The sequence below is a fragment of the Bariatricus sp. HCP28S3_A7 genome, from assembly GCF_052066375.1.
Lineage (GTDB): Bacteria > Bacillota > Clostridia > Lachnospirales > Lachnospiraceae > Allocoprococcus.
On the sequence record NZ_JBQHSG010000010.1, the window covers coordinates 88,206 to 104,882 of the forward strand.

General features: G+C 45.2%; 15 protein-coding genes. 14 read left to right on the forward strand and 1 reads right to left on the reverse strand.

From position 1 onward, the window contains the following. The first annotated feature begins 24 nt into the window (after window positions 1–24). Genes ACTNA4_RS08900 through ACTNA4_RS08935 form a run of 8 tightly spaced genes read left to right on the forward strand, consistent with a single transcriptional unit; the run spans window position 25 to window position 8,106 of the window. Window positions 25–720 (forward strand): zinc metallopeptidase, encoded by a 696-nt coding sequence (locus ACTNA4_RS08900; RefSeq protein ID WP_427808284.1) that lies wholly within the window; start codon window positions 25–27, stop codon window positions 718–720. After that, on the forward strand, window positions 713–2,020 hold the full coding sequence (gene rsmB / locus ACTNA4_RS08905) for a 16S rRNA (cytosine(967)-C(5))-methyltransferase RsmB (protein ID WP_427808260.1): 1,308 nt from the start codon (window positions 713–715) through the stop codon (window positions 2,018–2,020). The genes ACTNA4_RS08900 and rsmB overlap by 8 nt, the downstream gene beginning before the upstream one ends. A gap of 10 nt (window positions 2,021–2,030) precedes the next feature. Next, window positions 2,031–3,074, forward strand: coding sequence for a 23S rRNA (adenine(2503)-C(2))-methyltransferase RlmN (gene rlmN / locus ACTNA4_RS08910; protein WP_427808286.1), 1,044 nt, complete (start codon window positions 2,031–2,033; stop codon window positions 3,072–3,074). A 2-nt stretch (window positions 3,075–3,076) separates the two neighbouring features. Continuing rightward, window positions 3,077–3,820: a Stp1/IreP family PP2C-type Ser/Thr phosphatase gene (locus tag ACTNA4_RS08915; RefSeq protein WP_427808262.1), complete on the forward strand. Its 744-nt coding sequence runs from the start codon at window positions 3,077–3,079 to the stop codon at window positions 3,818–3,820. Beyond that, on the forward strand, window positions 3,814–5,877 hold the full coding sequence (gene pknB / locus ACTNA4_RS08920) for a Stk1 family PASTA domain-containing Ser/Thr kinase (RefSeq protein WP_441018494.1): 2,064 nt from the start codon (window positions 3,814–3,816) through the stop codon (window positions 5,875–5,877). The genes ACTNA4_RS08915 and pknB overlap by 7 nt, the downstream gene beginning before the upstream one ends. A gap of 33 nt (window positions 5,878–5,910) precedes the next feature. Next, on the forward strand, window positions 5,911–6,798 hold the full coding sequence (gene rsgA / locus ACTNA4_RS08925) for a ribosome small subunit-dependent GTPase A (protein ID WP_441018496.1): 888 nt from the start codon (window positions 5,911–5,913) through the stop codon (window positions 6,796–6,798). A gap of 2 nt (window positions 6,799–6,800) precedes the next feature. Next, window positions 6,801–7,463, forward strand: coding sequence for a ribulose-phosphate 3-epimerase (gene rpe, locus ACTNA4_RS08930; protein ID WP_441018498.1), 663 nt, complete (start codon window positions 6,801–6,803; stop codon window positions 7,461–7,463). After that, window positions 7,456–8,106 carry a thiamine diphosphokinase gene (locus tag ACTNA4_RS08935; RefSeq protein ID WP_441018500.1) on the forward strand — a complete coding sequence of 217 codons (651 nt, stop codon included), beginning with the start codon at window positions 7,456–7,458 and terminating at the stop codon, window positions 8,104–8,106. The genes rpe and ACTNA4_RS08935 overlap by 8 nt, the downstream gene beginning before the upstream one ends. Before the next feature lie 54 nt (window positions 8,107–8,160). Here ACTNA4_RS08935 and ACTNA4_RS08940 read toward each other — a convergent pair whose 3' ends face one another. Beyond that, window positions 8,161–8,760, reverse strand: coding sequence for a transposase (locus tag ACTNA4_RS08940; protein WP_441018502.1), 600 nt, complete (start codon window positions 8,758–8,760; stop codon window positions 8,161–8,163). A 313-nt stretch (window positions 8,761–9,073) separates the two neighbouring features. On the opposite strand from ACTNA4_RS08940, the gene ychF reads away from it, so the two are divergent. From ychF to ACTNA4_RS08970, 6 genes are all read left to right on the forward strand, one after another. Further along, window positions 9,074–10,174, forward strand: coding sequence for a redox-regulated ATPase YchF (gene ychF / locus ACTNA4_RS08945; RefSeq protein WP_427808274.1), 1,101 nt, complete (start codon window positions 9,074–9,076; stop codon window positions 10,172–10,174). 57 nt (window positions 10,175–10,231) lie between these two features. After that, window positions 10,232–11,161, forward strand: coding sequence for a prolipoprotein diacylglyceryl transferase (gene lgt, locus ACTNA4_RS08950; protein WP_441018504.1), 930 nt, complete (start codon window positions 10,232–10,234; stop codon window positions 11,159–11,161). Window positions 11,162–11,293: 132 nt separating this feature from the next. After that, the gene (gene nifJ / locus ACTNA4_RS08955; protein ID WP_427820411.1) at window positions 11,294–14,830 is read left to right on the forward strand and encodes a pyruvate:ferredoxin (flavodoxin) oxidoreductase; all 3,537 of its coding nucleotides are present in this window, start codon (window positions 11,294–11,296) and stop codon (window positions 14,828–14,830) included. 285 nt (window positions 14,831–15,115) lie between these two features. Then, a complete protein-coding gene (locus ACTNA4_RS08960) occupies window positions 15,116–15,766 on the forward strand; it encodes an NAD(P)/FAD-dependent oxidoreductase (RefSeq protein ID WP_441029705.1) in 651 nt (216 codons plus the stop codon). Then, a complete protein-coding gene (locus ACTNA4_RS08965; protein ID WP_441026618.1) occupies window positions 15,757–15,933 on the forward strand; it encodes a DUF1667 domain-containing protein in 177 nt (58 codons plus the stop codon). The genes ACTNA4_RS08960 and ACTNA4_RS08965 overlap by 10 nt, the downstream gene beginning before the upstream one ends. A gap of 1 nt (window position 15,934) precedes the next feature. After that, a complete protein-coding gene (locus ACTNA4_RS08970; RefSeq protein ID WP_441029708.1) occupies window positions 15,935–16,498 on the forward strand; it encodes an FAD-binding oxidoreductase in 564 nt (187 codons plus the stop codon). Window positions 16,499–16,677 lie beyond the last annotated feature (179 nt).

The window sequence follows — 16,677 nt, forward strand, 5'->3', positions numbered from 1 at the left end:
GGAGGAATTAGTGTGTATTATCCAATGTATTTTGATTCAACCTATGTACTTGTTTTGATCGGAGTGGTTCTTTGTATGGCCGCTTCTGCGAAAGTGAATTCGACTTATGCAAAATTCAGCCGCGTAAGGAACCATGCGGGGATCACCGGGGCAATGGCTGCCCAACAGATTCTTAGACAGTCTGGGATTTACGACGTCCGTGTGGAACGAGTTTCAGGAAAATTGACCGATCACTATGATCCGTCCAATAAGGTACTCAGACTTTCTGATTCTACGTATGGTTCCACATCGGTTGCAGCTTTAGGGGTAGCTGCCCATGAATGCGGACATGCCATTCAGCACGCGACCCATTATGCACCTTTGAGTATCCGGGGGGCGTTGGTGCCGGTGGCAAATTTCGGATCCAGTATTTCATGGCCTCTGATCATTGTCGGCCTGTTTATGCGCGGGGATATGGCGGCTTTTCTGATCAATATCGGAATACTGCTGTTCTCTGCGGCTGTACTGTTCCAGATCGTTACGCTTCCGGTTGAAATCAATGCTTCCAGAAGAGCAATGAATATTCTGGAAGGGACAGGGATGTTGTATCCGGATGAGGCAGGTAAGGCAAGATCGGTACTTCGCGCAGCGGCGCTCACTTATGTGGCAAGCGCAGCATCTGCGATCCTGCAGCTTCTGCGTTTATTGATCCTTACGAGAGGACGAAGAAACGATGACTAAAGAAATCAGTGAAAGAGAGCTTGCGCTGGCGGTTCTGCTGGAGATAGAACGCGGCGAAAAGAGTCATATCGCGCTTAGACAGGTGCTGGAAAAGTATCAGTATCTGGGAAAACAGGAACGTGCCTTCCTCACCAGATTGTGTGAGGGGACGACGGAGAGAAGGATAGAACTGGATTATATTATCAATCAGTTTTCAAAAGTTAAAACTGATAAGATGAAACCGGTTATCCGTAATCTTTTAAGGTGTGCGGTTTACCAGATGGAATATATGGATCAGGTGCCTACAAGTGCGGCGTGCAATGAAGCGGTCAACCTGGCGGTAAAAAAGGGATTCAAGAGCTTGAAGGGATTTGTAAATGGCGTGCTTCGCAACATTGCGAGAAATCTGGAGAAAATTTCATATCCAGATGAGAATAACACAGCGGAATACTTTTCGATAAAATATTCGATGCCGCTATGGATCGTGGAACAGTGGCTGGCTGATTATGGAAAGGAACAGACCGAGCAGATTCTGCAGAGTTTCTATCTGGAACGTCCGACAACGATCCGGGTGAATGAAAATAGAATGTCACGAGCGGAACTGAAAAAGAAGTTGGAAGAAGAAGGGGTGACAGTGGAAGAACATTCACAGGTCGCCTCTGCACTCTTGATTTCCGGATATGATTATCTCGGAGCGCTCGAGAGCTTTCGAAACGGAGCATTTCAGGTGCAGGATGCTGCTTCGATCCTGGTGGCAGAAAGTGCCGGGATCAAGAATGGTGATTACGTGATCGATGTGTGTGCGGCTCCCGGAGGGAAAGCCCTTCATGCAGCACAGCTTCTGGAAGGAAGCGGACACGTGGAGGCGCGGGATCTGACGGAGAATAAGGTGGAACTGATCCGGGAAAATATCTGCCGTATGGGATTTGAAAATGTTGAAGCTATTCAGCAGGATGCAACGGTGTACGATGCTGCATCGGCACTGAAAGCGGATGTCCTGATCGCTGATCTGCCGTGTTCCGGTCTCGGAGTTCTCGGAAAGAAAACAGATCTGAAGTATAAGATGACACCGGAACAGGAGAAGGAGCTCGCAGAGTTGCAGAGAGAAATTCTGGCTGCGGTTCATGATTATGTGAAGCCGGGAGGGACGCTGGTCTACAGTACCTGCACGATCTGGCGGTCAGAAAATGAAGAAAATACGAGATGGTTTCTGGAATGTTTTCCGGAATATTCGTTGGAAAATGAAAAGCAGATTTTCCCGTCCAGAGAAACGGACGGATTCTATATTGCCGTGCTGAAACGCAGGGCGGGAGGACAGTAGAATGGAAGAAATGCTACAATCAAAAAAGGATATTGCTTCGTTCACGCTGGATGAATTGAAAAATGAGATGAAAGAGATTGGGGAAAAACCGTTTCGCGCCGGTCAGATTTACGAGTGGCTTCACAAAAAGCTTGCAGATCGCTTTGATGAGATGACGAATTTATCGCTTTCACTCAGAGAAAAGCTGGATCAGAATTATGAGATCCGAAAAGTGGAGATGGTGCGGCGACAGATCTCGAAAATCGATGGGACAAACAAGTTCCTTTTCTGCCTGCAGGATGGCAACATGGTGGAGAGCGTGCTGATGAAATATAAGCACGGGAATTCTGTCTGTATTTCGTCACAGGTGGGATGCCGTATGGGATGCCGTTTCTGCGCGTCTACGCTGGATGGCCTGGAGAGGAATCTGACACCTTCGGAAATGCTGCGCCAGATTTACCAGATTCAGAAGATCAGCGGGGAGAGAGTTTCCAATATTGTTATCATGGGAACGGGAGAACCGCTGGATAATTATGACAATTTCCTGAAGTTTATTCATATGATTAGTGATGAACATGGATTAAATATCAGTCAAAGAAATATCACTGCTTCAACTTGCGGAATTGTGCCGAATATTTACCGGCTCGCGGATGAGAAACTTCAGATCACACTGGCTCTTTCCCTGCACGGCTCTACGCAGGAAAAGAGGAAAAGTCTGATGCCGGTGGCAAATAAATATGATTTGGAAGAAGTACTGAGGGCATGTGACGATTATTTTCGGAAAACCGGGCGAAGGATCACATTTGAATACAGCCTGGTTCACGGAGTTAATGATACGGAAGAAGACGCAGGCGAACTGATCCGGATTTTGAAGGATAGAAACTGCCATTTGAATCTGATTCCGGTGAATCCGATCAAGGAGCGAAATTACGAGAAACCGGATAAAAAAAGTGCCGCGAAATTTAAAAATAAGCTTGAAAAAAGCGGGATAAATGTTACTATAAGAAGAGAAATGGGCTCTGATATAGACGGGGCATGTGGACAGTTGAGACGTAAGACAATGCGAGGAGTATGATTATGAAGATATTTTCCATGACAGACGTGGGAAGAAAACGCGAAATTAATCAGGATTATGTGTTTGCTACTGATGAGCCGCTTGGAGTACTGCCGAATCTTCTGGTTGTGGCAGACGGAATGGGTGGACATAAAGCGGGAGATTTTGCTTCCAAATATACGGTGGAGGTTCTGGAGGAGGAACTGAAGCATACATTAAAAGAAGGACCGGAGGAAGTGTTGCTTGATGCTGTACAGACAGCGAATCACAAGTTGATTGAAGCGGCGGGCAAGGATATCAAACTGGAAGGTATGGGAACTACGCTCGTTGTGGCGACGGTGATCGATCATACACTTTACTTTGTTAACGTTGGTGACAGCCGTCTGTATTTGATCAACAAAGATATCAGACAGTTATCCAGAGATCATTCTCTGGTTGAAGAGATGGTAAGACTTGGCGGGATTAATGAAGAAGAGGCAAGGAACCATCCGGATAAGAACATCATCACAAGAGCAATTGGTGTGAAGGAGAACGTGGAGGCGGATTTCTTTGAATTCAGCCTGAAAAAGGGAGACACGATTCTTATGTGTACCGATGGACTATGCAATATGGTGGATGATGAAGAGATTTTTGCAATTATTAAGGGGGCAAGAGATATTGTTGAGGCGGGGCGCACTTTGATCGACCGCGCCAATGAAAATGGGGGAAAGGACAATATCGGTGTCGTTTTGGCACAGCCATTTTCTAATGAGGTGAGTATATGGTAAAAGATGGTATTTTCCTGAGCAACCGCTACGAGGTGCTGAGTAAGATCGGCGCTGGCGGTATGGCGGATGTTTACAAGGGACGCGACTGCATGCTGAACCGGTATGTGGCGATCAAGGTATTGAAGAAAGAGTATAGAGAAGATGAGAATTTTGTAAGGAAATTCCGCTCGGAAGCTCAGGCTGCGGCAGGACTTCAGAATCCGAATATTGTCAATGTTTATGATGTGGGTGAAGACCGGGGACTTTACTATATGGTAATGGAGCTGGTGGAAGGAATTACATTAAAAGAATATATACAGAAAAAAGGAAGGCTGTCCAACAAAGAGGTTCTCAGTATTTCGATCCAGATGTGTACCGGAATTGAAGCGGCACACAAGCATGAGATCATTCATCGGGATATCAAACCGCAGAATATCATTATTTCCAAAGAAGGAAAGGTAAAAGTAACTGATTTTGGTATTGCAAAGGCAGTATCTTCTCATACCGTCACTTCCAGTGCGATGGGATCGGTACATTATGTTTCACCGGAACAGGCACGTGGCGGCTTCTGTGATGCGAAGAGCGACATATATTCAGTCGGTATTACGATGTATGAGATGGCAACCGGAAAAGTCCCGTTTGACGGGGATTCTACCGTGGCGGTGGCCATGAAGCATCTTCAGGAAACGATGACGCCTCCTTCTGAGATTGTGCCAAGTGTTTCGCCTGCTCTTGAAAAAATCATTTTAAAATGTACGCAGAAGAGCCCGGAGAGAAGATATCAGAATATCAGTCTTCTGATTCAGGATCTGAAGCGGGCGCTGGTGGATCCGGACGGCAGGTTTGTGGATATGGGGCAGGCCTATGATGACGGCAACACCGTCATGATCTCCCAGGAAGAGATGGGGCGTATCCGGAACGGACGTGGTTATGACGAGTATGATGAAGAGTCCTACGATGACGAATACGGCGAAGAAGACGAATCGTACGGTGATGATTATGATGATGATGGGTACGATGACGAGGAAGAAGAGAAATACAGAAGCCGGAAGGGCAGCAGGAGCAATGATGTCAATCCAAGAATGAATAAGATGATGAAGATCCTCACGATCGTAGTCGCTGTGATCATTGTTTTCATTCTGATCTTCGTGATCGGCAAAGCGGCCGGTGTATTTAAATTCGGACCGGGAACAGAAGCAGTGGAAACGGATAGTAAGAATATTGAGGTTCCAAAGCTGGTTGGCGAGAATAAAGAAGTGGCTGATGAGATGTGCAGTAAGCATAATCTCGTGATGGAAGTAGTGAGCAAGGAGAATTCGGATAAATATCCGGAGAATACAGTGATCCGGCAGAGTATTGAAGCCGGCGAAAAGGTTGCAAAGAAGACCGTGATCGAGGTCGTGATCAGTTCAGGAGAGAAGGAAGTTACGATTGAGAGCGTCGAGGGAATGGATGAAGATGCGGCAAAGAAGACGCTGAAGGCACAGGGATTCACAGATTTTTCAGTGGATTCTGAATACAGTGACAAGTGGGAAAATGGTGTGGTGATCGGAACGAATCCGGCAGCAGGAGAAAAAGTGACGGTTGATACCAAGATCACACTGATCGTCAGCAAGGGCGCCCAGAAGAAGGATGTTCCGGACCTGAGGGGCAAGACCGTATCTGAGGCACAGAAACTGCTTGCAAGTGCAGGTCTTGAAGATGGTGGCAGCAGTGAGCAGTACAGTGACAAGTATGAAGCAGGCCTCATCATTTCCCAGTCCGTGACACCGGGAAGTAAGGTGAGCTCCGGTACATCGGTAAGCTATGTGGTCAGCAAAGGGAAGAAACCGGCTGATCAGGTGAAGGTTCCGTCTGTAACCGGTAAAGGTCTGGCCGATGCAATCAGTGCACTTTCGGCAAGAGGACTTTTCTATGAGGAAGTGACACAGACCAGTGATCAACCTTCCGGAACCGTTATCTCGGTAGAGCCGGGAGAAGGAACCTCTGTTGATATCGGTTCTACGGTCAAACTGTATGTAAGTGACGGAAGCGGTGGAAACCCCGATGAAGGCAGCGACGATGAGACTCAGCAGTAGGAAGCTAAAGAAAATGATAGAAGGAACTGTTTTATGCAGGGAAGAATTATAAAAGGAATTGCAGGATTCTACTACGTTTATGACGTAGTAGAATTCGCTGTTTATGAATGCAAGGCGAAGGGGATTTTCCGTAAAGAGAAAATAAAACCGCTGGTGGGAGATCTGGTAGAATATGAAGTCCTTGACAAAGAAGAAGGAACCGGAAATATCACGAAAATACTTCCGAGAAAGAGTGAACTGATTCGGCCTGCGGTTGCGAACATTGATCAGGCACTGGTTGTGTTTGCAGTGACAAAGCCGAAACCGCACTTCAATCTTCTGGATCGGTTTCTGGTAATGATGGAACGACAGGAGATGTCCGTCGTGATCTGCTTTAACAAGCAGGATCTTGCAGGAGAAGAGGAAATAGCAGAATTAAAGGCAACTTATGAATCATGCGGATACCGGGTTATCTTTACGAGTGCTTATAAAGAAGAAAATATTCAGGAAATCAAAGCGGTGTTGAAAGGGAAGATAACGGCTGTGGCCGGACCTTCGGGGGTGGGTAAATCTTCCTTGATCAATTGCCTGCAGGAGAACATCAACATGGAGACAGGGAGCATCAGCCGGAAGATTGAGCGCGGGAAACATACGACACGCCATTCCGAACTGATTCCTGTGGATGAAGATTCATATATCATGGATACACCGGGTTTTTCTTCGCTGTATACCAATGATTTTGAAAAAGAAGAACTGAAATCGTATTTTCCGGAATTCAGGGAATATGAAGGGACATGCAGATTCCTCGGATGTAATCATGTGAGCGAGCCGGGGTGTATGGTCAAGAATGCGCTGGAAGAAGGGAACATTCACCGGACAAGATACAACGATTATCTGGAGATGTATTGTGAACTGGAACAAAAGGAGAAAAGGAGATATTAAAAATGGAATATGTATTGTCACCTTCCATTTTGTCGGCAGATTTTGCCGTACTTGGAGATGAAATTCAAAAAACAGAGAGTGAAGGAGCGAAATATCTGCATTTTGACGTGATGGACGGAGTCTTTGTGCCGAGTATTTCTTTTGGAATGCCGGTCCTCAAATCTGTCAGAAAAGTGACCGGACAAGTTCTGGATGTACACCTGATGATCACAGAACCGATCCGTTATGTAGAAGAATTTGCAAAGTCAGGGGCAGATATCATCACCATTCATTATGAGGCATGTAAAGATGTGAGAGCAACACTCGCGAAAATACGCGAACTGGGGGTAAAGACAGGAATTTCCATTTGCCCTGAGACACCCGAGACGGTGCTGGAGGAGTTCATCGGAGAAGCAGATATGTTTCTTGTCATGACCGTTCATCCGGGCTTCGGCGGGCAGAAACTGATTCCGGAGACTCTTGATAAAGTTCGGAGACTGAGAAACATGCTGGAAGAAAAAGGAACAGAAACCGACATTCAGGTGGATGGCGGTGTTCATCTGGGCAATGTCCGCGAAATCCTTGATGCAGGAGCCAATGTTCTGGTGGCCGGTTCTGCAGTATTTAAAGGTGACGCGGCTGCAAATACAAGGGAATTTATGGAGAGTTTAAGAAGCTATGAGTAAAACCGTGATTATCACAGGGGGAGCACTGGACGAGGGGTTCGTAGAAAAGATACTTGGCGAAAACGAGGGAGCCTGCATAATCGGTGTGGACAGAGGTGTAGAGTATTTATATCACAATCAGATCATGCCGCAGTATATTGTGGGAGATTTCGACAGCATCGATCCTGAAGTCATCAAATACTACAAAGAAGAGACACATGTGCCGGTACGGGAATATAACCCGATCAAAGACGCGTCCGACACAGAAATCGCCATCCGGTTCGGAATCACATTGGGAAGCAAAGAAATCATCATTCTCGGCGCGACCGGCGGAAGGATCGATCACCTCTGGGCCAATGTCCAGTCACTGTATGTTGCCTGCCAGGCAGGAGTAGAAGCATACATACTGGACGAAAAAAATAAAATACGGGTAATCGATAAACCGTGTGTCCTGAAAAAATCAGAAGCATACGGAAAATATCTGTCCATTTTCTCACTCTCGGGAGAAGTGTTCGACCTGAATCTGAAAGGAACAAAATGGCCGCTCAGCCACCATACTCTGAAGCCATGTGACAGCCTGACTGTAAGCAATCAATTTAAAGAAGATAAGGTGGAAATTGAATTCACGTCCGGAGTGCTGGTGGTGATGGAGACCCGGGACTAGTGGGGACGGTTCTTCTGCCACGACCAGTGCCCTTTGGTCACTAGTGCGCTGGCATTAGGACTGTTGATGGGAAATAATTCGGTCAATCACACCGCGAGGTGTCCCGGTAAGGCGGTTTAACTGCCGAATCGAGATGCCTCTTTTATGTAATAAAACAATCGTATCCAGTAATCTGAGAACAAAGGCTGTGTCGGTTAATCCGCCCGTCCTTCCGGTATAGTCGTTATAACTGCTCCATTGATAACCGGATCCGGGGGATTTCTCCAGCCCGGCTTTGGCAGGATTATAATGAATATAGCGAAGTACAGTCAACAGAGCGTTATCCGAATCAACAGGTTCACTAAAATAGTGGCAATCTTGAACAAAACCGGTACGATCATATTTGGCGTTGAACCAACAGGCGTAAGGTGTGTTTATGTGACGGAATATAGATTCAAGTGAAACGGTGGCCGGGTGGTGAAGAAGCAGATGAACGTGATTTGACATCAAACAGTATGCGTAAATCTCAAATTTAAATTGATCTTTAAAGTATTCTAAAATATCCAGATATTTTAAATAATCTTTGGATTCTTCGAAAAGTAGTTGCCTGTCGGTTCTTTTGATTACTACATGATAAGTCTGAGTAGATGATTTTTTTCGTGCATGTCTTGTCAATAAAAATCCCTCCAAGCTGATATTTGATTATTTGAAACGAAAAACGGGTGAAAATTAGGAATGTTAATCAAAATTAAAATTGAAAAGAACGGATGTTTCATGAAACTTGTGTTTCCGATAATTCTATAATATAGCTTTTTGAAGAAAAGTAAAGAGTAAAATATTGAGTTTTTTTTATTTCTGTGGTAGCATTTACACGTCAAATATTTTTGATTATTATTAAATTAAGTAATATTTTGGGGAATATGCAAACAATAGCGCACCAAAGGGCGCTGCTCGTGGCAAAAGAAACGTCCCTGCAAAGGAGAAAATTATGAAATTAGGAATCGTAGGATTACCAAACGTAGGAAAAAGTACACTTTTCAACTCACTGACCAAAGCCGGTGCAGAGTCTGCGAACTATCCGTTCTGTACGATTGACCCGAACGTGGGTGTTGTTACCGTTCCGGACGAGCGCCTGAACGTCCTCGGGGAAATGTACCACACAAAGAAGATCATCCCGGCAGCGATTGAATTTGTAGACATCGCCGGCCTGGTAAAAGGTGCATCCAAAGGAGAGGGACTTGGCAATCAGTTCCTTGCCAATATCCGTGAGGTGGATGCGATTGTTCATGTTGTGAGATGTTTTGAGGACAGCAACATTGTACATGTAGACGGAAGCATTAACCCGCTCCGTGATATTGAAACGATCAATCTGGAATTGATTTTTTCGGATCTGGAAATATTGGAAAGAAGAATTTCGAAAGCTGTTCGCGCTGCGAGAAATGATAAGATGGTTGCGAAAGAACTTGCTCTTATGGAGCGAATCAAGGCGCATCTGGAGGAAGGAAAGCTTGCTAAGACTTTTGACGGGGTTCAGGATGAGGACGAGCAGGCATGGCTGGAAAGCTACAATCTTCTGACTTACAAACCGGTAATTTTTGCGGCAAATGTGAAAGAAGATGATCTCGCGGATGACGGTGCTTCGAATGCAGGAGTGCAGAGTGTGCGTAAATATGCGGCAAATGAGAACTGTGAAGTGTTTGTGGTTTGTGCACAGATTGAGCAGGAGATCGCGGAGCTTGAGGATGATGAGAAGAAAATGTTTCTTGAGGATCTGGGACTTAAAGAATCCGGACTGGAGAAACTGATCAAGGCAAGTTACAGTCTTCTTGGACTGATTAGTTATTTGACGGCCGGGGAGCCGGAAGTGCGTGCATGGACGATCAAGAAAGGAACAAAAGCGCCGCAGGCGGCAGGCAAGATCCATTCTGATTTTGAGCGTGGATTCATCCGGGCGGAGATTGTCTCCTATGATGATCTGATGGCTTGCGGTACGTACAATGCAGCAAAGGAGAAGGGACTTGTCAGACTGGAAGGCAAGGAATACGTGGTTCAGGATGGCGATATCATTTTGTTCCGGTTTAATGTATAATCAATTAGTAAATTTAAAATATCAGGGGTAGTATAACGAAAGAAAGAAGGGGATAATATGTCAGAAGCAATCATCTTTCCTCATTTGGGAATTGAATTGAAACATGTGGGCAGAGCAGTTTCGATTTTAGGATTTGATATCGCATATTATGGAATCATTATTGCAGCCGCTATACTTATAGGCACGCTTATTACCGTGCTGATTGCGAGGTATACGGGACAGAATCCGGAGGATTATCTGGATCTTGCGGTATTTGCAGTGATATTCGGAATCATCGGCGCCAGGTTGTTTTATGTAGCTTTTTCGTGGGAGCTGTATAAGGATCATCCGCTGAGTATTTTTAATATTCGTCAAGGAGGCCTCGCTCTTTACGGAGGACTGATCGCGGCGGTTATAACGGTTTTTATATTTGCATGGATCAAGAAGCTGTCGGCAGCCGAGATGCTGGATACCGCCTGTGTAGGACTTCTGGTTGGTCAAATGTTGGGGCGCTGGGGAAATTTCTTTAACCGTGAAGCGTTCGGAGAATATACGGATGGGTTATTTGCGATGATGTTACCGATCGATTCGGTTAGAGTTGCCGATGTGACAGACCGCATGAGAAATCACATTGAATTGATTGATGAGGTCCGATTCATTCAGGCACATCCGACGTTCCTTTACGAGTCTTTCTGGTGCCTTTTGGTTCTGATTGTGATTTTTTTCTATTATTCATACAGGAAGTTTGAAGGCGAATTATTCCTGGTATATCTGTTCGGATACGGGATAGGCAGAATGTGGATCGAGGGAATTCGCACAGATCAACTGACTGTTACCGGACTGGAACTCCCGGTGTCACAGATTCTATCCGGGCTTCTTGCGGTGGCGGCGTTGATTCTGATTGTTTACAACAGACAGCAGGATGATAAAACGAGACTGCGGAGAATGCGCGAAAAGGAAGCTAAGAAAAATGCGAAAAATGCAAGGAAGATGTTTCACGGGAAATAAAACAGAGTACGTCCGGTTGGTGTATCCGAAAAGGAACAATCTTCGATGAATAACTACTGGACTTTTGAAAATCAACAGACTATAATAAATATATATGTTAAATAATTGGCATAAATAAGGAGGAAACAAGAAATGGCAAGAGCAATGAAGACCATGGATGGTAACCATGCAGCCGCTCATGCATCGTATGCATACACAGACGTAGCTGCTATTTACCCAATCACCCCTTCATCCGTAATGGCTGAGGCAACAGATGAATGGGCTACTCAAGGAAGAAAGAATATTTTTGGACAGACTGTTCAGGTAACTGAAATGCAGTCTGAAGCAGGTGCAGCCGGAACAGTTCACGGTTCCCTGTCAGCAGGTGCGCTTACAACAACTTACACAGCTTCTCAGGGCTTACTTCTTATGATTCCTAACTTATATAAGATCGCTGGTGAGCAGCTTCCGGGTGTATTTAACGTATCTGCCCGTGCTATCGCAAGCCATGCATTATCAATCTTCGGAGATCACTCAGACGTATATGCATGCCGTCAGACAGGATGCGCTATGCTGTGTGAATCCAGTGTACAGGAAGTAATGGACTTAACACCGGTTGCTCACTGTGCAGCAATCAAAGGACGTATTCCTTTCATCAACTTCTTCGACGGATTCCGTACTTCTCATGAGATTCAGAAAATCGAGACATGGGATTACGAAGATCTGGAAGATCTGGTAGATAAGGATGCAATTGATGCTTTCCGTAAGCATGCTCTCAATCCAAATCATCCTTGCCAGAGAGGTTCTGCTCAGAACCCGGATATCTTCTTCCAGGCTCGTGAAGCATGTAACCCGTTCTACGATGCTATGCCGGCAATCGTACAGGAATACATGGACAAAGTAAATGAAAAGATCGGAACAAATTACAAACTGTTCAACTACCATGGAGCAGAAGACGCTGAAAGCGTGATCGTAGCTATGGGATCTGTTTGTGATACGATCGACGAGACAATTGATTACTTACTTGCTCAGGGCAAGAAAGTCGGTGTTGTTAAAGTTCGTCTTTACAGACCGTTCTGCGCTCAGGCCCTGATCGATGCAATTCCGGATACTGTTAAATACATCAACGTATTAGACAGAACAAAAGAACCTGGTGCTCAGGGAGAACCTCTGTACCTTGATGTTGTTGCAGCATTAAAGGGAAGCAAATTCGACGGCGTTAAGATCAATTCCGGACGTTACGGATTAGGTTCTAAAGATACAACACCGGCTCAGATCGTAGCTGTATTCGAGAACGAAGCAAAATCACTGTTCACAATTGGTATCGTTGATGATGTGACAGGACTTTCTCTTGAAGTTGGTGCTCCTCTGGTTACTACTCCGGAAGGAACAATCAACTGTAAGTTCTGGGGACTTGGAGCTGACGGAACTGTTGGTGCCAACAAGAACTCCATCAAGATCATCGGTGACAACACGGATATGTATGCACAGGCTTACTTTGATTATGACTCAAAGAAATCAGGCGGTGTAACAATGTCTCACCTTCGTTTCGGTAAGAAACCGATTAAGTCTACTTACCTGATTCATAAGGCAAACTTTGTTGCATGCCATAATCCGTCTTATGTAAATAAATACAACATGGTTCAGGAACTTGTTGACGGCGGTACATTCCTTCTGAACTGTCCATGGAATGCAGAAGAGCTTGACAAGCATCTTCCGGGACAGGTGAAAGCATTCATCGCTAACCACGGAATCAAGTTCTACACCATTGATGGAATCAAGATCGGTAAAGAAATCGGACTTGGCGGACGTATTAACACCGTTCTTCAGTCAGCATTCTTCAAACTGGCTAACATCATTCCGGAAGAAGAAGCAATCGACCTGATGAAGAAAGCAGCAAAAGCTACTTACGGCAAGAAGGGTGATAAGATCGTTCAGATGAACTACGATGCAATCGAAGCAGGTGCTAAACAGGTTCATGAAGTAGAAGTTCCGGAAAGCTGGAAAGACTGCGCAGATGAGGGATTATTCACACCGGAAGTTAAGGGTGGAAGAGAAGACGCTGTTTCATTCGTTAAGAATATTCAGGCTAAAGTTAACGCTCAGGAAGGTTACTCTCTGCCGGTATCTGCATTCACAGAATATGTAGATGGTTCTACACCGTCCGGTACTGCAGCATACGAGAAACGTGGTATCGCAGTAGATATCCCGGTATGGAAACCGGAAAACTGTATCCAGTGTAACCGTTGTGCATATGTATGTCCGCACGCTGTAATCCGTCCGGTAGCACTTACAGAAGAAGAAGCTGCAAAAGCACCGGAAGGAATCAAGACAATCGATATGATCGGTATGCCGGGACTGAAGTTCACAATGACTGTTTCAGCATATGACTGTACAGGATGTGGCTCATGTGCTAACGTTTGTCCAGGAAAGAAGGGTGAAAAAGCTCTTGTTATGGAAAACATGGAAGCAAACGCAGGCGAACAGGTATACTTCGACTTTGGTACAGAAATCGAAGTGAAACCGGAAGTTGTTGCTAAATTCAAAGAAAATACCGTTAAAGGTTCTCAGTTCAAACAGCCGCTTCTTGAATTCTCAGGAGCTTGTGCAGGATGTGGTGAGACACCATACGCTAAATTAGTTACACAGTTATTCGGTGACAGAATGTACATCGCTAACGCAACAGGATGTTCTTCCATCTGGGGTAACTCTTCACCGTCTACACCATACACAGTAAACTCTAAGGGACAGGGACCTGCATGGTCTAACTCATTGTTCGAGGACGCTGCTGAGTTTGGTTACGGTATGTTATTAGCTCAGAAAGCATTAAGAGAAGGCCTGAAAGCGAAAGTTGAAGCTGTCGCAGCATCAGAAGGATGCAGTGAAGAAGCAAAAGCTGCTTGCCAGGAATGGTTAGATACCTACTCATGCGGAGTTACAAACGGAACAGCTACAGATAAATTAGTTGCAGCATTAGAAGGATGCGATTGTGAATTATGCAAAGATATCGTTAATAATAAGGATTTCCTTGCTAAGAAATCGCAGTGGATCTTCGGTGGTGACGGATGGGCTTACGATATCGGATTCGGCGGTGTTGACCATGTTCTTGCAAGTGGAAAAGACATCAACATCATGGTATTCGATACAGAAGTTTACTCTAACACAGGCGGACAGTCTTCTAAGGCTACCAAGACCGGCGCAATCGCTCAGTTCGCAGCAGGCGGAAAAGAAGTTAAGAAGAAAGATCTTGCTTCTATCGCAATGAGCTACGGCTATGTATACGTTGCACAGATCGCTATGGGTGCTGACTTCAACCAGACTGTAAAAGCGATCTCTGAAGCAGAAGCATATCCGGGACCGTCTCTGATTATTGCTTACGCTCCATGTATCAACCATGGTATCAAGAAAGGTATGAGCAAAGCTCAGACAGAAGAAGCTTTAGCAGTAGAATGCGGATACTGGAACAACTTCCGTTACAATCCGGCTGCAGAAGGCGCTAAGTTCACTCTTGACAGCAAGGAGCCTAAGATGGAAGGATACAAAGACTTCCTGAACGGAGAAGTTCGTTACAACGCATTAGCAAGATTCAATCCTGAAAAAGCAGAAGTAATGTTCGCTAAGAATGAAGCTGAAGCAAAAGCAAGATATGAATATCTGAAGAAACTGGTTACTCTGTACGGAGAAGACTAGGACACCGAAAAATAAGTTTCTGATACATTGACGCAGGATGATTGTTTCATATGCAAGGAGGAATGAGGCGTAGCGGTGACTACGTCGATTGACGACAACACTGCAGATGAAACAATCAGACAAGTCAAGGTGTCAGTTACTTATTATTCGGTGTACTAGGATAAATAAAGGATAAAAAAAACGGCATGGCCTTAGGGCTGTGCCGTTTTTTGGATAAGACAGACGTTTCGAGTGATCTGGGTATTTTCTGAGAAAACGCGCCGTCTTACTCTGGAGGGAGCGGAAGTGATTGGTGTGTATGAGGCAAAGCCAACCCCATCAGGTCTTACCCGCAATATTGTCCAATGCCTGGAAGACTATGGAATTCCGCTTCATTTGTCCAGTACGGTGACCCGTGTATTCGGAGACAGTCGTCTGACTGCCGTGGAGATCTCTAAAGTCAATGATAAGATGGAACCGATTGCAGGAACAGAAGAAATTGTGGAGTGTGATACGCTGATCCTTTCTGTGGGGCTGATACCGGAGAATGAAATTGCAGGTTCACTGGGAATACCAATGGATATGCATACGAAAGGGCCGGTTTGTGATGAGCATTTTATGACTGAAAAAGAAGGAATATTCTGCTGTGGAAATGCGCTCCATGTCAATGATCTTGTGGATTATGTGACAGAGAGCGGGATCGCTGCGGGAAAGGCAGCTGCCGTCTATGAAAAGAAAAAACGGGAATACTTAGAACTGGAGGCGGGAGATTCCCTGCAGTATGTTGTACCACAGAGGATCGAAAAGAGCGCTGGAACGGAAAAGATCGTTCTTTATTTCCGAAGCAGAGCAGAGATGGAGGAAGCGGTATTTACCTGCCTTTCAGGAGACAAAATTCTGTATGAAAAAAGGTTCCGCAATCTCAAACCTCCGAAAATGTTCCGGTCGTGCCGGTGAAAGTCTCTGCGGAGATTCCAAAAGAAAGAATATTTGATGTGATGAAGGAAATCAGTAAAGTGCAGGTGATAGAGCCGCTCGGTACGGGGGATATCGTGATTGAAAATGTACTGGGGCTGGGCGTCGATGTCGTGATAACGAGTGACCTGATGAAAGGAGAAGTGTAACATGAGTAAACCATATAAAGGATTTGAACCCAAATGGGTAAAAGAGGCTGCGCCGAAAGACTGTTATCGTTCCATTTTCCGTTGGGGCGATCCGGATTTTGTGAAATATCCGAAAGAGTCGCTGTACAAAATGATGAAAGAAAAATTTAAAATGACGGATGCGGATTTCCAGCAGTACGATGGCAGTATCGGTATGGAGAAGGTCGTACTTGATCAGCCGTCCCGCCTTGCTACGGAGCATATTGAAGCACTGAAGAAGATTGTTGGGGAAAAGTATGTCACGACAGAGGACTACCCGAGACTGGCAGTTGCTTATGGAAAGACCGGATACGATGCAATCCGTCTCAGAAGACATCAGATCGATTCGCTGCCCGATGCAGTTGTTTATCCGGATACGACTGAGCAGGTGGAACAGATCGTGGCATACTGTACAGAACACAAGATCCCACTGTATGTATATGGCGGGGGCAGCAGTGTGACAAGAGGTGTGGAGCCGACTCTGGGAGGAATTTCGCTGGATATGAGGCTCCGGTTCAATAAGGTCCTCAAATTTAACAAGATATAGCAAGAATTCTCCCACCTCTTTAGGTGGCGAGATGAATTGCAAAAAAATACGAGAGAACACTTGTTCTGATGTGCCGGATGTGGTACAATATAATCAGTCGAATAAAAGAAAGGATTGATTATAATATGGATTTGGATAATAATGCACATTCAGTATTTTTGTTATATTATCATTTGATT

Excerpts from the sequence above, each read along its gene's own strand:
- rsmB (WP_427808260.1), top strand. The coding sequence starts at position 713 with ATGACTAAAGAAATCAGTGAAAGAGAGCTTGCGCTGGCGGTTCTGCTG.
- ACTNA4_RS08935 (WP_441018500.1), top strand. The coding sequence starts at position 7,456 with ATGAGTAAAACCGTGATTATCACAGGGGGAGCACTGGACGAGGGGTTC.
- nifJ (WP_427820411.1), top strand. The coding sequence starts at position 11,294 with ATGGCAAGAGCAATGAAGACCATGGATGGTAACCATGCAGCCGCTCAT.
- ACTNA4_RS08900 (WP_427808284.1), top strand. The coding sequence starts at position 25 with ATGTATTTTGATTCAACCTATGTACTTGTTTTGATCGGAGTGGTTCTT.
- rpe (WP_441018498.1), top strand. The coding sequence starts at position 6,801 with ATGGAATATGTATTGTCACCTTCCATTTTGTCGGCAGATTTTGCCGTA.
- rlmN (WP_427808286.1), top strand. The coding sequence starts at position 2,031 with ATGCTACAATCAAAAAAGGATATTGCTTCGTTCACGCTGGATGAATTG.
- ACTNA4_RS08915 (WP_427808262.1), top strand. The coding sequence starts at position 3,077 with ATGAAGATATTTTCCATGACAGACGTGGGAAGAAAACGCGAAATTAAT.
- ACTNA4_RS08970 (WP_441029708.1), top strand. The coding sequence starts at position 15,935 with ATGAGTAAACCATATAAAGGATTTGAACCCAAATGGGTAAAAGAGGCT.
- pknB (WP_441018494.1), top strand. The coding sequence starts at position 3,814 with ATGGTAAAAGATGGTATTTTCCTGAGCAACCGCTACGAGGTGCTGAGT.
- ychF (WP_427808274.1), top strand. The coding sequence starts at position 9,074 with ATGAAATTAGGAATCGTAGGATTACCAAACGTAGGAAAAAGTACACTT.
- lgt (WP_441018504.1), top strand. The coding sequence starts at position 10,232 with ATGTCAGAAGCAATCATCTTTCCTCATTTGGGAATTGAATTGAAACAT.
- rsgA (WP_441018496.1), top strand. The coding sequence starts at position 5,911 with ATGCAGGGAAGAATTATAAAAGGAATTGCAGGATTCTACTACGTTTAT.